This is a genomic window from Nocardia sp. Tas62D01 (assembly GCF_055232035.1).
Genome location: NZ_JBUYUZ010000001.1, coordinates 3,442,113 through 3,455,666, shown reverse-complemented (window position 1 = coordinate 3,455,666; position 13,554 = coordinate 3,442,113). Strand labels below are relative to the sequence as shown.

8 protein-coding genes are annotated in these 13,554 nt (G+C 66.2%); 3 read left to right on the top strand and 5 right to left on the bottom strand.

Translation table 11 applies throughout. The features are described 5' to 3' along the window. Positions 1–11: 11 nt before the first annotated feature. The gene (locus ACV7NQ_RS16790) at positions 12–233 is read right to left on the bottom strand and encodes an RNA-binding S4 domain-containing protein (RefSeq protein WP_463360525.1); all 222 of its coding nucleotides are present in this window, start codon (positions 231–233) and stop codon (positions 12–14) included. Positions 234–376: 143 nt separating this feature from the next. Here ACV7NQ_RS16790 and lysX point away from each other — a divergent pair, with 143 nt between their 5' ends. Next, positions 377–3,700, top strand: a complete 3,324-nt coding sequence (gene lysX, locus ACV7NQ_RS16785; protein WP_463360524.1) for a bifunctional lysylphosphatidylglycerol synthetase/lysine--tRNA ligase LysX — start codon at positions 377–379, stop codon at positions 3,698–3,700. Between the two features lie 130 nt (positions 3,701–3,830). Beyond that, complete coding sequence (locus ACV7NQ_RS16780; protein ID WP_463360523.1) at positions 3,831–4,040, top strand: hypothetical protein; 210 nt, start codon at positions 3,831–3,833, stop codon at positions 4,038–4,040. A gap of 128 nt (positions 4,041–4,168) precedes the next feature. Here the strand turns inward: ACV7NQ_RS16780 and ACV7NQ_RS16775 are convergent, their stop codons facing one another. After that, positions 4,169–4,360 (bottom strand): hypothetical protein, encoded by a 192-nt coding sequence (locus ACV7NQ_RS16775; protein ID WP_463360522.1) that lies wholly within the window; start codon positions 4,358–4,360, stop codon positions 4,169–4,171. Positions 4,361–4,537: 177 nt separating this feature from the next. On the opposite strand from ACV7NQ_RS16775, the gene ACV7NQ_RS16770 reads away from it, so the two are divergent. Beyond that, positions 4,538–5,155, top strand: a complete 618-nt coding sequence (locus ACV7NQ_RS16770; RefSeq protein WP_463360521.1) for a histidine phosphatase family protein — start codon at positions 4,538–4,540, stop codon at positions 5,153–5,155. 519 nt (positions 5,156–5,674) lie between these two features. On the opposite strand, the gene ACV7NQ_RS16765 is transcribed toward ACV7NQ_RS16770, so the two are convergent. The 3 genes from ACV7NQ_RS16765 to gltB all read right to left on the bottom strand — a co-directional run bounded on the left by ACV7NQ_RS16765 (position 5,675) and on the right by gltB (position 13,060). Beyond that, entirely contained in the window at positions 5,675–6,574 is a 900-nt protein-coding gene (locus ACV7NQ_RS16765) for a cutinase family protein (RefSeq protein ID WP_463360520.1), read from the bottom strand. A gap of 371 nt (positions 6,575–6,945) precedes the next feature. Next, the gene (locus ACV7NQ_RS16760; RefSeq protein ID WP_463360519.1) at positions 6,946–8,415 is read right to left on the bottom strand and encodes a glutamate synthase subunit beta; all 1,470 of its coding nucleotides are present in this window, start codon (positions 8,413–8,415) and stop codon (positions 6,946–6,948) included. Continuing rightward, positions 8,408–13,060 (bottom strand): glutamate synthase large subunit, encoded by a 4,653-nt coding sequence (gene gltB / locus ACV7NQ_RS16755; RefSeq protein WP_463360518.1) that lies wholly within the window; start codon positions 13,058–13,060, stop codon positions 8,408–8,410. The genes ACV7NQ_RS16760 and gltB overlap by 8 nt, the downstream gene beginning before the upstream one ends. Positions 13,061–13,554: the final 494 nt, after the last annotated feature.

Genomic DNA, 13,554 nt, shown 5'->3' with positions numbered 1-13,554 from the left:
CGAGCGAATGGTCAAACCCCTGCTACGCGTGCCCGGTGACCTGCGATGGTAACCACGTCGCCGGGGTGCAACTGGCGGCCGCGCCGTAGCTCCACCTCGTCGTTCACCCGGACCAACCCGGAGGCGATAACCGTCTTGGCCTCCGAGCCGGATTCGATCAGGTTGGCCAGCTTGAGGAACTGGCCGAGTCGAATGACGTCGTCATCGATCGGCACATCGACTGGATCGGACATGGATACATCCTTACCCTGCGAGTGTGCCGCACGAAACGCCAACCCCCATCGTGAAGACTGACACGCATGCCCGACGCGCCCGGAACCGACATGCCCGGGCGGTCTTGGAGCACCGAGACGGCGGCACCGTACACACTGGTTCTGTGACTTCCACGCACACCGGGCACCACACGGACACCGAACCACCCGTAGACAGACCGATCCCACCCGTCCCGCACCGCGGACACGGACGGTTCAGGGAGGTCCCGCACATCGCGGGCATGGTCCTCGGCGTGTTCGCCGTGCTGTGTTTCCTGTGGAGTCTTTCGCCGGGGCTGCGCTATGTGACACATGTGCCACGCCACTATGTCGACGCCTACTACTTCGACACACCGGACACGAACCTGATGTGGGCGCTCGTCGTCGGCCTGCTGGCTGGTGCGCTGGCCAGTCGGAAACGCATCGCCTGGTGGCTGCTCATCGGCTATCTCGCCCTGTACACGCTGTCGAATATCGTCGACTTCACCAACTCCGGCGATATCAATGCCCTGGTGGCGATGGGGGTGCACCTCGTCGCGATCGGCGTGCTGATCGCCGCATGGCGCGAGTTCTACACCAAGGTGCGCCGCGGCGCGGGCCTCAAGGCGTTGGGTGTGCTGCTCAGCGGTCTGGCGGTCGGCTGCCTGCTCGGCTGGGGCCTGGTGGAGCTGCTCCCGGGCTCGCTGCCGAAGGGGGCGCAGCGGCCCGCCTGGGCGATCTATCGCGTGACCGCGGCGGTGCTGGTCGACAACGAACACTTCGACGGCCACCCACGCCCGTTCGTGAATTTCCTGCTCGGCCTGTTCGGCGCGATCGCACTGTTGGCCGCCGTGGTCATCCTGCTGCGTTCGCAGCGCGCGGCCAACGCGATGACCGGGACCGACGAATCCGCGATCCGTGGACTTGTGGAACGCTCCGACGTGGAGGATTCGCTCGGCTACTTCGCCACCCGGCGCGACAAGGCGGTGGTGTTCGCACCGAGCGGCAAGGCGGCGGTCACCTATCGCGTTGAACTCGGCGTCTGCCTCGCCAGCGGGGACCCGGTCGGGATCAGGGAGGCGTGGCCGCAGGCGATCGACGCGTGGCTGCGGCTGGCCGACCAATTCGGCTGGGCGCCGGCGGTCATGGGCGCCAGCGAGATCGGCGCCACTGCCTACCGGCGGGCCGGGCTTTCCGCGCTGCGCCTCGGCGACGAGGCCATCCTCGATACCCGGACGTTCTCGTTGGCCGGACCCGAGCTGAAGCAGGTCCGCCAGGCCGCGAACCGGTTGCGCAAGAACGGCATCACGGTGCGGATCCGCAGGCAGCGCGAGATCCCGCGCGAGGAGATGGCGCAGGTGATCGCCCGCGCGGACGCCTGGCGCGACACCGAGACCGAGCGCGGATTCTCGATGGCGCTCGGCCGGCTCGGCGATTCGCTCGACGGTGACTGTCTGTTGGTGGAGGCGGTCAACGGTCAGGGTCGCGTGCTCGGCATGCTCTCGTTGGTCCCGTGGGGTCACACCGGCGCGTCGCTGGAGCTGATGCGCCGAGATCCCAAGGGCCCCAACGGGGTCATGGAATTGATGATCTCCCAGTTGGCGCTGACCTCCGAGCAGCAGGGCATCACGAAGGTGTCGCTCAACTTCGCCGTGTTCCGGTCGGTGTTCGAGGAGGGCGGGCGCATCGGCGCCGGGCCGGTCCTGCGGCTGTGGCGCGGTGTGCTGCTGTTCTTTTCGCGATGGTGGCAGCTGGAGGCGCTGTACCGGTCGAATGTGAAGTACCAGCCGCACTGGGTGCCCCGGTTCTTCCTGTTCGAGGAGCGCAGGCAGCTGCCGCGGGTCGCGGTGGCCAGTGCACTGGCCGAGGGCTTCCTGCCGCGATTCGGCAAGGAACCCGATACCGCGATCCACACCGGTGCCTACAGCGCGGTACCGCCGACGCTGACCGGGCTGCACGACGACGGCAGCCCGCCGGATCCGACCGACACCGTGACCGCCGAACGGCAGCACCGGCGCCCCGAGCAGGTGCGGGTGCGGATGGACAAGCTGGCCCGGCTCACCGACGCCGGTGTCGAGGCCTATCCCGTGGCCTATCCGCCGACCCACACCGTCGCCGACGCTCGCCACTCCCCGCGCGGCACCACCGTCCGGGTGTGCGGCAGGCTGCTGCGCATCCGCGACTACGGCGGGGTGATCTTCGCGGTGGTCCGGGACTGGACCGACGACATCCAGCTGGTGATCGACCGCGACCGGGTCGGCGCCGAACACAGCGCCGAATTCACCGAATTCTTCGACCTCGGTGACCTGATCGAGGTCAGCGGTCAGATCGGGCGCAGCCGCCGCGGCGAACTCTCGCTACTCGCCGCGGACTGGCGGATGATCGGCAAGTGCCTGCATCCGTTGCCGGATAAGTGGAAGGGGCTGTCCGATCCCGAGGCGAAGGTGCGCCAGCGCTACGTCGATATGGCGATCAACCCCGAGACCCGCGAGGTGTTGGCCAAACGCAGCGCGGTGCTGCGCTCGCTGCGCGACACGTTGACCACCTGGGGATATCTCGAGGTGGAGACCCCGATCCTGCAGCAGGTGCACGGCGGCGCCAACGCCACTCCGTTCCTCACCCACATCAGCGCCTACGACCTCGATCTCTACCTGCGGATCGCGCCCGAGCTGTATCTCAAGCGGCTGTGCGTCGGCGGCATGGAGAAGGTGTTCGAACTTGGCCGCACCTTCCGCAACGAGGGTGTGGACTTCAGCCACAATCCGGAATTCACCATTCTCGAGGCGTACGAAGCGCACAGCGACTACGAGCGGATGATGCACGTCAGCCGTCAGCTCATCCAGAACGCCGCCATGGCGGCCAATGGTGCGATGGTGGCGATGCGGCCCAAGCCGGACGGCTCGGTCGAGCAGGTGGACATCTCCGGCCAATGGCCGGTGAAGACCGTGCACGGTGCGGTATCCGAGGCGCTCGGCACGGAGATCACGCCGGAAACCGACCTGGAGCAACTGCGAGAGCTGTGCGACAAGGCGCACGTGCCCTACCAGCACGGCTGGGACGCCGGGCAGGTGGTGCTGGAAATGTACGAGCACCTGGTGGAGTCTCGCACCGAGGAGCCGACCTTCTACATCAACTTCCCCACCTCGGTATCGCCGCTGACCAGGGCGCATCGCAGCATTCCAGGTGTCACCGAGCGCTGGGACCTGGTTGCATGGGGCGTCGAGCTCGGCACCGCATACAGCGAACTCACCGATCCGATCGAGCAGCGCCGCAGGCTCACCGAGCAGTCGATGCTGGCGGCCAACGGCGATCCGGAGGCGATGGAACTCGACGAGGACTTCCTGCAGGCGCTCGAGCACGCGATGCCCCCAACCGGCGGATTGGGGATGGGTGTGGATCGAATCGTCATGCTGATCACCGGGCGCAGCATCCGCGAGACGCTGCCCTTCCCGCTGGTGAAACCGCGCTGATCGTGAAGCCGCGCTGATCGGGGTTCGATAGATGTTCGGTCGACACCGCGAAGGCTTCACATCGGACGAATCGGACAGTTACCCTTGTTCACTCGATGGAGGAGTCCGAGACACGAGATGGGGATCGAATATGCATCTTGAACTGCTGACGAACGCGAGCCTGCTGGACACCCACGTGTGGGCGAGTCCGGACGTGTGGACCGCGGCGTTGGACTACGAGGCCAAGAAAAAGAGCCGTCGCGGGGGCGCCGGCCTCATCATCGGCGGCATTTGCTGTCTGCTCGTAGTCGCGCTGATCATCTTCGGCATCTACAAGCTGGTCAACCGCAACAAGCAGTAGCCGCCCAACCAGCCGCCGCCATACGGCCAGTAGTACGTATCGATACGAACGGCCCGGTTCGCAGGTCGCGAACCGGGCCGTTTCATGTCTTCGGACTACTCAGGCGGTAGGTACTCAGGCGGTAGGTACTACAGCGCGGTGCGCTCGGCGGTCACTTCGGCGTCGAGCAACTGCTCGTCGTCGAGATCGGCTGCGGCGCCGTCGCTTCCGTGACCGTGCCGGTTCGGCGGCACCGACTTCAGCACGACCACCGCCACCACCAGCGCGGCGACAACCAGTGCGGCGACAACCAGTGCGGCGACAACCAGTGCGGCTCCCACCCAGAACGCGAGGTGGAATCCGCGTCAGCGCGGGCGCGGTGCCGTGCGCCAGCAGATGCTCGATCTTGCTCGCCGACAGCGTGGCGAGCACGGCGTGCGCGCCGCCATAGGCGGGCCGGGGTTTCACCGCCCCGCCCTGCCGAGAGCGGGCGCCGACGATACGGCAGAGTGGGCTGTGTGCAGTTGATTCTCGTGCGTCACGCCCAGCCACGTCGCGTGCTGAACACCGACAGCCCCGCCGATCCCGAACTGGCCGCCGTCGGACGCGAGCAGGCCGAGCGGGTGCCCGCGGCGCTGAGCCATCATCGGATCAGCCGGGTGGTGAGCAGTCCGCAGCGGCGGGCGCGCGAGACGGCCGCACCGACCGCGACCAAGCTGGGTCTCGACGTCGAAATCATGGATGATCTGGCGGAATACGATCGTGACCTGCCCGCCTACATTCCGATCGAGGACGCCAAGGTCGAGTTCCGCGACGCCTACGAGCGGATCAAGGCGGGCTACCTACCCGAGCAGATCGACGCCGACGCCTTCATCCCCAGGGTCCGCTACACCGCCATCGAGATCGTCGCGGCCACCGATCCCGCTGATACGGTGGTGGTTTTCGCGCACGGCGGCGTGATCAATGTGCTCCTGCAGGAGGTGCTCGAGCTGCGGCGACCGCTGACCTTCCCGATCGACTACTGCTCGATTACCCGAATTCTGTACTCCCGCACCGGCCACCGCACCGCGGCCACTATCAATGAGAACGGGCACGTCTGGGATCTATTGCCGCGCAACATCGCTCCACCAGCCTGAGCGACTGGTCTGCGTCTCCCGGCCACTCACAGACACTTGCCAGGCGGATCGCACCACAGTCCCAGTGACGGGGCCTTCTATGGAACCGGTGAGCCGCTACACCGCGACTCACGGTTCGAGAGAAGGGAATTCCGTGTTGCTCCCCAAGACATCGACTCCGTTCAGGCGTCGCATGGCCCGTGTGGCGGTGGCCGGCATGTTGGTCACTGTTCCGCTCGCCACTCTGGCGGTCACCGCGTCCGCCCAGACCCCGGACACGTCCAACACCATCCAGCTCCAGTCGGTATCGGACGGTTTCTGGCCACAAGGTAACGACAACGATGGACACCCGCGTGGGGATGGCCGGGATGGCCGGGATGACAACGGGCCGCGCCATGACCAGGGCGACCACCGGGGCCCCGACGTCCCTGATTTCCACCGGCTCCTGCCGCCGACCGGCTCGGGATAAACTACTAAGCACCAATAGGGAAGGCCCTCTCACCACGGTGAGGGGGCCTTCGCTGTTATTCGACCGAAAGATCAGGCCATGCCCGCGATCCAGTTGTGCATCCAGGAGATGGCGGTCTGGCCGCCGCCCACCGAGTAGCTGCCGTAGACCGTGTGGGCCTGCGACATGTAGAACTGCTCCAGTTCCTTGGCCCGCGCCTCATTCGCGGAATCGGTGAGCTGCGACTGCAACAGCGGCACACCGCCACGCGCCATCAGGTCGTTCATGATGGCGCCGGCCTCGAGCTGGTAGCGCCAGACGTTCGCCGGGTTCGGGTCCGAGCTCTGGGCCAGGAAGCCGGCGAACCGGGTCACGAAGTCGTCGGACGCTGTGGCGCAGTAGAGATCGTCCGTGGCGCAGATGGTCCGGGTGCGGTCGCTGACCCACCCGAATCCGCCGACCCGGGGACCACCGGCACCCGCGCCCGCGGCAGGCGGGCCGACCTGCACATCGGTGGGCGAACGGCGCGGATCGGAGATCAGGCCGACGCCGGCGATCCGGTCCGGCGGGACGACACCGTGGCCGGTGCCGATCTCGGCCGCGAGGTCACCGGCGGCATCCGCGCCCTGGCTGTAGCCGACCAGCGCGATCTTGGTGGCGCCGCAGCGCGCCGCCATCGCACCGACCATGCCGCGGGCGTTGTCGGTGGCTTCCTTCTTCGACGCGCCGTAGACGTCGCCCTCCCACGGGAAGGCGGTCGCGGCATAGGTCACGTAGTCGACGTCCACCGAGGCGGGCAGACCGTTGGTGACGCCGGAGAGCATGCCGGGGTGCGGAGTCTTGTCGTGACCGGTCTCCCACGTACCCGGGATCGCCACCACGTACAGGCTCGGGCATCCCGGAGCCGCCGTTACGGAACCGCTACCGAATACCAATCCAGATGCCATCGCCGCGCACGCACCGAAGGCCGCGGCAACCTTCTTCAACTGCATACTGCTCCAGTTCAAAACTTTGCCCTCGCGGGGCATCCCGAGTTGTCGCTACTCATGCTGACCTCGACGGATGTCGTTCCAGTGCACGTCGGGTCAATGCAAATTACCCGACAATACGACGTGCGCTACGCCATCCGAATCCGAAGATCCGAGGCACATCGAAGATCACAATATAGCCACAAACTCGCTCACGCCATTCGGACCCCGATGCGTGTCCGATTTCCGCCCTACCAAAATCCACGCCGCCCATCCCTTTGCCCGGATATCGCCGAACGCCGCAGCCGCTGCGGCAAACGTCTGGCACATGACAAAGGCGCCTGTGGACAAGTTATCCACAGGCGCCTTCCGCTCCGGTAAGAGGCGGGTTTTTGTCAGCGCTGAGCGACCATTGTCGGGGTGATCGGCGCCGGGAGGGCGGTTTCGCCTTCCAAGAACTTGTCGACGGCCGACGCGGCCGCGCGACCCTCGGCGATGGCCCAGACGATCAAGGACTGGCCGCGGCCCATGTCACCGGCGACGAAGACACCGGGGATGTTGGTGGCCCAGTTCTTGTCGCGCTGGACGTTGCCGCGCTGGTCGTAGCCGACGCCGAGATCGGTGAGCAGACCCGGCTTCTCGGGGCCGGTGAAGCCCATGGCCAGCAGGACCAAGTCGGCTTCGAGGGTGAATTCGGTGCCTTCGACCTTTTCGAAGCGGCCGTTGACCATCTTGACCTCATGCGCGTCCAGACCGGTGACCTTGCCGTCGGCGCCGACGAAGCGCTCGGTGTTCACGGAGAACACCCGCTCGCCGCCCTCCTCGTGCGCCGAGGACACTCGGTACATGAGCGGGTAGGTCGGCCACGGGGTGGAGGAGGCACGCTCCTGCGGCGGACGCGGCATGATCTCGAACTGGTGAATGCTCGCCGCGCCCTGACGGTGCGAGGTGCCGAGGCAGTCCGCGCCGGTGTCGCCGCCACCGATGATGACGACCTTCTTGCCGTTGGCGTGGACCGGCGGCAGGCCGTCGGCGTCGGCGACGTCGTCACCGAGCTGAACCCGATTGGACCACGGCAGGAATTCCATCGCCTGGTGGATGCCGTCCAGGTCACGACCCGGGATCGGCAGGTCACGGGCGAGGGTCGCGCCACCGGCAAGCACCACCGCGTCGAACTGCTCGCGCAGCTGCTCGGCGGTGATGTCGATACCGACGTTCACACCGGCCTTGAAGATGGTGCCCTCGGCCTCCATCTGCGCGATCCGGCGGTCGATGAAGCGCTTCTCCATCTTGAATTCCGGGATGCCGTAGCGCAGCAGACCGCCGATGCGGTCGGCCCGCTCGAACACGGTCACGGTGTGGCCCGCGCGGGTCAGCTGCTGCGCCGCGGCCAGACCGGCCGGACCGGAACCGACTACGGCGACCTTCTTGCCGGTCAGACGGGTCGGGTAGACCGGGGTCACCCAGCCCTCGTCGAAGGCGTTCTCGATGAGCTCGACCTCGACCTGCTTGATGGTGACCGGATCCTGGTTGATGCCGAGCACACACGATGACTCACACGGCGCCGGGCACAGCCGCCCGGTGAACTCCGGGAAGTTGTTGGTCGCGTGCAGCCGATCGATGCCCTCACGCCACTGACCCTTGTAGACCAGGTCGTTCCACTCGGGGATCAGGTTGCCGAGCGGACAGCCGTTGTGACAGAACGGAATACCGCAGTCCATACACCGGCTGGCCTGACGCTGCAGGGTCTCGTGCGCCAAACCCTCCTCGTAGACCTCTTTCCAGTCCATCAGACGCAGCGGAACCGGACGACGCGTCGGCAGCTCCCGCTTGGTGTGCTTCAGAAATCCCTGCGGGTCAGCCACGAGCTGCCTCCATAATCGCCTCGTCGACATCCTTGCCGCTCTTCTCAGCTTCGGAGATCGCGAGCAAAACCTTCTTGTATTCGCGCGGCATGACCTTCACGAAGTTGTTCACCTGCTGCGACCAATCGCTCAGAATGCGTTCGGCGACAGCGGAACCCGTCTGGTCACGGTGCTGGGTGATGATGTCGTGCAGCCAGGTGAAGTCGTCACCGGACAGCTGCTCGACGGCGTCGGCCTGCTCGGGGTTGAGCTTGGCCTCGAAGGTGCCGTTCGGATTATAGACGAACGCGACACCACCGGACATACCGGCGCCGAAGTTGCGGCCAGTCTCGCCCAGGATGACCACCCGACCACCGGTCATGTACTCACAGCCGTGGTCGCCGACACCCTCGACCACCGCGAGGGCGCCCGAGTTACGCACGGCGAACCGCTCGCCGACGACACCGCGGATGAACGCTTTGCCGCTGGTGGCGCCGAACAGGATCACGTTGCCCGCGATGATGTTCTCTTCCGCCACGAACTCGGCCGGTGCGTTCAGGGACGGGCGCACCACCATGTGCCCGCCGGAAAGTCCCTTGCCGACATAGTCGTTCGCGTCGCCCTGCACCCGCAGCGTGATGCCAGCGGGCACGAAGGCGCCGAAGCTGTTGCCTGCCGAGCCGGTGAAGGTGATGTCGATGGTGTCGTCGGGCAGGCCCGCGCCACCGTAGAGCTTGGTCACCTCGTGGCCGAGCATGGTGCCGACGGTGCGGTTCACGTTCGTGATCTTGGTTTCGAACTTCACCGCCTGGCCACGCTCGAGCGCGTCCCGGCTCTGCGTGATCAACTGCTGGTCCAGTGCCTTGTCCAGGCCGTGGTCCTGCGTCTTGGTGCAGCGACGATCCTGGCGCATGAACGCCGTCTCGACATCGTCGAGGATCGGCGACAGGTCCAGCTTGCTGGCCCTGAAGTGCTGCTTGGCCTTGGTGGTGTCGAGCATGTCTACCCGGCCGATGGCCTCGTCCAGTGTGCGGAAGCCCAACTGCGCCAGCAGTTCCCGGACCTCTTCGGCGATGAACAGCATGAAGTTCTCGACGAATTCAGGCTTGCCGGTGAAGCGTTCGCGCAACACCGGGTTCTGCGTCGCGACACCAACGGGGCAGGTGTCGAGGTGGCAGACCCGCATCATGATGCAGCCCGAGACCACCAAAGGCGCGGTGGCGAAACCGAATTCCTCGGCACCGAGCAACGCGGCGATCATTACGTCGCGGCCGGTCTTCATCTGGCCGTCGACCTGCACGACGATGCGGTCGCGAAGTCCGTTGAGCAGCAACGTCTGCTGAGTCTCGGCCAGGCCGAGTTCCCACGGACCACCCGCGTGCTTGAGCGAGGTAAGCGGCGAGGCGCCGGTGCCACCGTCGTGACCCGAGATCAGCACCACGTCCGCGTGTGCCTTCGACACACCGGCCGCGACGGTGCCGACACCCGGCTCCGCAACAAGTTTCACGTGAATCCGCGCCTGCGGGTTCGCGTTCTTCAGGTCGTGGATCAGCTGCGCCAGATCCTCGATCGAGTAGATGTCGTGGTGCGGCGGCGGCGAGATCAGGCCGACGCCCGGCGTCGAGTGCCGCACCTCGGCGATCCACGGGTACACCTTGTGCGCCGGAAGTTGGCCGCCCTCACCTGGCTTCGCGCCCTGCGCCATCTTGATCTGGATGTCGGTGCAGTTGGTCAGGTAGTGCGCGGTCACGCCGAAGCGGCCGGAAGCCACCTGCTTGACCGCACTGCGCCGCCAGTCGCCGTTCTCCTCCGGCTCGAAGCGCGCGGGGCTTTCGCCGCCCTCACCCGAGTTCGACCGGCCGCCGAGGCGGTTCATCGCGATCGCGAGGGTCTCGTGCGCCTCCGAGGAGATGGAGCCGTAGCTCATCGCGCCGGTGGAGAACCGCTTGACGATCTCGCCGGCCGGCTCGACCTCGTCGATCGAGATCGCGGCGCGGCTGGTGGTGTTGAACTTGAACAGACCGCGCAGCGAGGCCAACCGCTCGGACTGATCGTCGACCAGCTTGGTGTACTCCTTGAAGATCGAGTACTGACCGCTGCGGGTGGCGTGCTGCAGCTTGAACACGGTGTCCGGGTTGAACAGGTGGTATTCACCCTCGCGTCGCCACTGGTATTCGCCGCCGACCTCGAGCTCGCGGTGCGCGCGCTCGTTGCGGTTCTCCAAGAACGCGATGGTGTGCCGTCCGGCCACATCGGCGGCGATCTCGTCCAGCCCTATGCCGTCCAGATGCGAGCGCAGGCCGGTGAAGTACTCGTCCACCAGCTCCTGCGACAGGCCGATCACCTGGAACAGCTGCGCGCCGGTGTAGGAGGCCAGGGTGGAGATGCCCATCTTGGACATCACCTTCAGCACGCCCTTGCTGGCGGCCTTGTTGTAGTTCGCGACCGCCTTGCGGTAGTCGGCGGCCAGGTCACCGGTGCTGCCGGGCAGGTCGAGCGCGCCACGCTCGAGCATGTCCTCGATGGTCTCGAAGGCCATATACGGGTTGATCGCGCCTGCCCCGAAGCCGACCAGCATGGCCATGTGGTGCACCTCGCGGGCGTCACCAGTTTCCACGACGAGGCCGACCATGGTGCGCGTACGCTCGCGAACCAGGTGGTGGTGCACCGACGAGGTCAGCAGCAGCGACGGGATCGGCGCCAGCTTTTCGTTGGACTCACGGTCGGACAGCACGATGATCCGCGTGCCGCCGTCTATGGCCGCCGACACCTGGGTGTTGATCGCCTCGAGCGCCTTGCGAAGTCCCTTGCCGCCCTTGGCGACCGGGTACAGACCGCGCACGACCACCGAACGCAGCTGGGGCTGCGAGCCGTCGTCGTTGATGTGCACCAGCTTGGACAGCTCGTCGTTGTCCAGAATCGGCGACTCGGCACTGATCTGCTTGCAGGACTCGGGGCTCGGGTGCAGCAGGTCGGCCTCCGGGCCGATGGCCCGGCGCAGGCTGGTGACTACCTCTTCCCGGATCGCGTCCAACGGCGGATTGGTGACCTGCGCGAACAGCTGGGAGAAGTAGTCGAACAGTAATCGCGGCCGCGACGATAGGACCGCGATCGGGGTATCGGTGCCCATCGAGCCGAGCGCCTCGCCACCGGTCTTGGCCATCGGCGAGATCAGCAGGTTCAGCTCTTCGGTGGTGTATCCGAAGATCTGCTGCCGGATCAGCACCCGGTCGTGCGACATGTGCACGTGTGGGCGATCGGGCAGGTCGGCCAGCTTCGTCATGCCTGCGTCGAGCCATTCCTGGTACGGGTGCTCGGCGGCCAGCTGGGTCTTCAGCTCGTCGTCGCCGACGATGCGCCCCTGCGAGGTGTCGACCAGGAACATGCGGCCCGGCTGCAGCCGGACCTTCTTGACCACCTTGGACGGATCGATATCGAGGACACCGACCTCGGAGGCCATCACGACGAGGCCGTCGTCGGTGACCCAGACGCGGCTGGGGCGCAGGCCGTTGCGGTCGAGCACGGCCCCGACGACGGTGCCGTCAGAGAAGCACACCGACGCCGGGCCGTCCCACGGCTCCATCAGCATCGAGTGGTACTCGTAGAAGGCGCGCCGCTGCGCGTCCATCGTGTCGTTGCGCTCCCACGCCTCCGGAATCATCATCAGCACCGCGTGGGGCAGGCTGCGGCCGCCGAGGTGCAGCAGCTCGAGTACCTCGTCGAAGCGGGCCGTATCGCTCGCCCCCGGCGTACAGACGGGGAAGATCTTGTCCAGGCGGTTGTTGCCCGCCTCGTTGTGGCCGAACACGTCGGAGCGCAGCAGCGCCTCGCGGGCCCGCATCCAGTTCTCGTTGCCGGTGACGGTGTTGATCTCACCGTTGTGCGCAACCCGGCGGAACGGGTGCGCCAGCGGCCACGACGGGAAGGTGTTGGTGGAGAACCGGGAGTGCACGATGCCGAGGGCGGACTCCACCCGGTCGTCCTGCAGGTCCAGGTAGAACCCGCGCAGCTGCGGCGTAGTAAACATGCCCTTGTAGACGAAGGTCTGGCCGGACAAGCTCGGGAAGTACACCGACTCCTTGCCGACGGAACCCTCGCCCGCGCCCGCCCTACCGAGCTCGTGCTCGACGCGCTTGCGGACGACGTAGGCCCGACGCTCCAGGTCCAGGCCCGACAGCTGTTCGGCCGCACCCCTCGGAGAGCCGATGAAGACCTGACGGAAGGTCGGCATGGCGTCGCGCGCGAGCGCACCGAGGGTGGACTCTTCGGTCGGCACTTCACGCCAGCCGAGCACGGCGAGACCCTCGGATTCGACGATGCGTTCCAGGCCGTAGGCGGCCTTGGTCGCCTCGCGGCGGGCCTGCGGGAGGAAGGCGATACCGGTGGCGTAGGAGCCCTCCGGCGGCAACTCGAAATCGACCACGGCGCGGAAGAACCGGTCCGGAATCTGGATCAGGATGCCTGCGCCGTCACCACTATTGGGTTCGGCGCCTGCGGCACCGCGATGCTCTAGGTTCAACAGAGCCGTAATAGCCTTGTCGACGATGTCGCGGCTGCGGCGGCCGTGCATGTCGACGACGAAAGCGACACCACAGGCGTCGTGTTCGTTCGCCGGGTCATAGAGCCCGATGGGTCCAGGGGACCTGTGGCCAGGAAGTTGCGTCATGCCTCTGCCTTCAAGAAAGTCGGCCTCGATGAGGTTGGCCTGCGGGAAAAAGGCCTTTCGTCGAATGCCTCCGTCAAGACTGCGCCCGTACGGTCCGAATCCAGCCGCGCTGATGGTCTTCGGCGTGCAGTCACGTCTCCAGTTGTCCACCCGCTGGTGTTACGTAGTGGGTGCTCGGCGGTAACGGAACACTTACGTATTCCTTACCTCCGTGCGGGTGCTCGCCCGCTACGCTGGGCACCGGCTTGAGGTGACCGAGCGGGCAATCGTGACCGAACATTCAGTGTTCGGCGTAAGAGCAAACGATAAGTCAGGTCCGGGGCCCAACCAACTTAGGCTGCGCTAATAACTAGGTCTAGCTGGGCTTCTTCATGTGGTCCTCCACGTGTGCGCGTTGTCCAGTGTAAGGCAGCGAACCTGGCGGAATCGATCCCCTGGCACTGCGTGCCACCAGTGACAACAGGCGCGTCGAGCTGGTTCCAGTACACACAGCA

What these genes read in the sequence shown, in the direction of transcription:
- ACV7NQ_RS16765 (WP_463360520.1), bottom strand. Translation starts at nt 6,574, where the DNA reads ATGCAGTTGAAGAAGGTTGCCGCGGCCTTCGGTGCGTGCGCGGCGATG.
- gltB (WP_463360518.1), bottom strand. Translation starts at nt 13,060, where the DNA reads ATGACGCAACTTCCTGGCCACAGGTCCCCTGGACCCATCGGGCTCTAT.
- ACV7NQ_RS16790 (WP_463360525.1), bottom strand. Translation starts at nt 233, where the DNA reads ATGTCCGATCCAGTCGATGTGCCGATCGATGACGACGTCATTCGACTC.
- ACV7NQ_RS16780 (WP_463360523.1), top strand. Translation starts at nt 3,831, where the DNA reads ATGCATCTTGAACTGCTGACGAACGCGAGCCTGCTGGACACCCACGTG.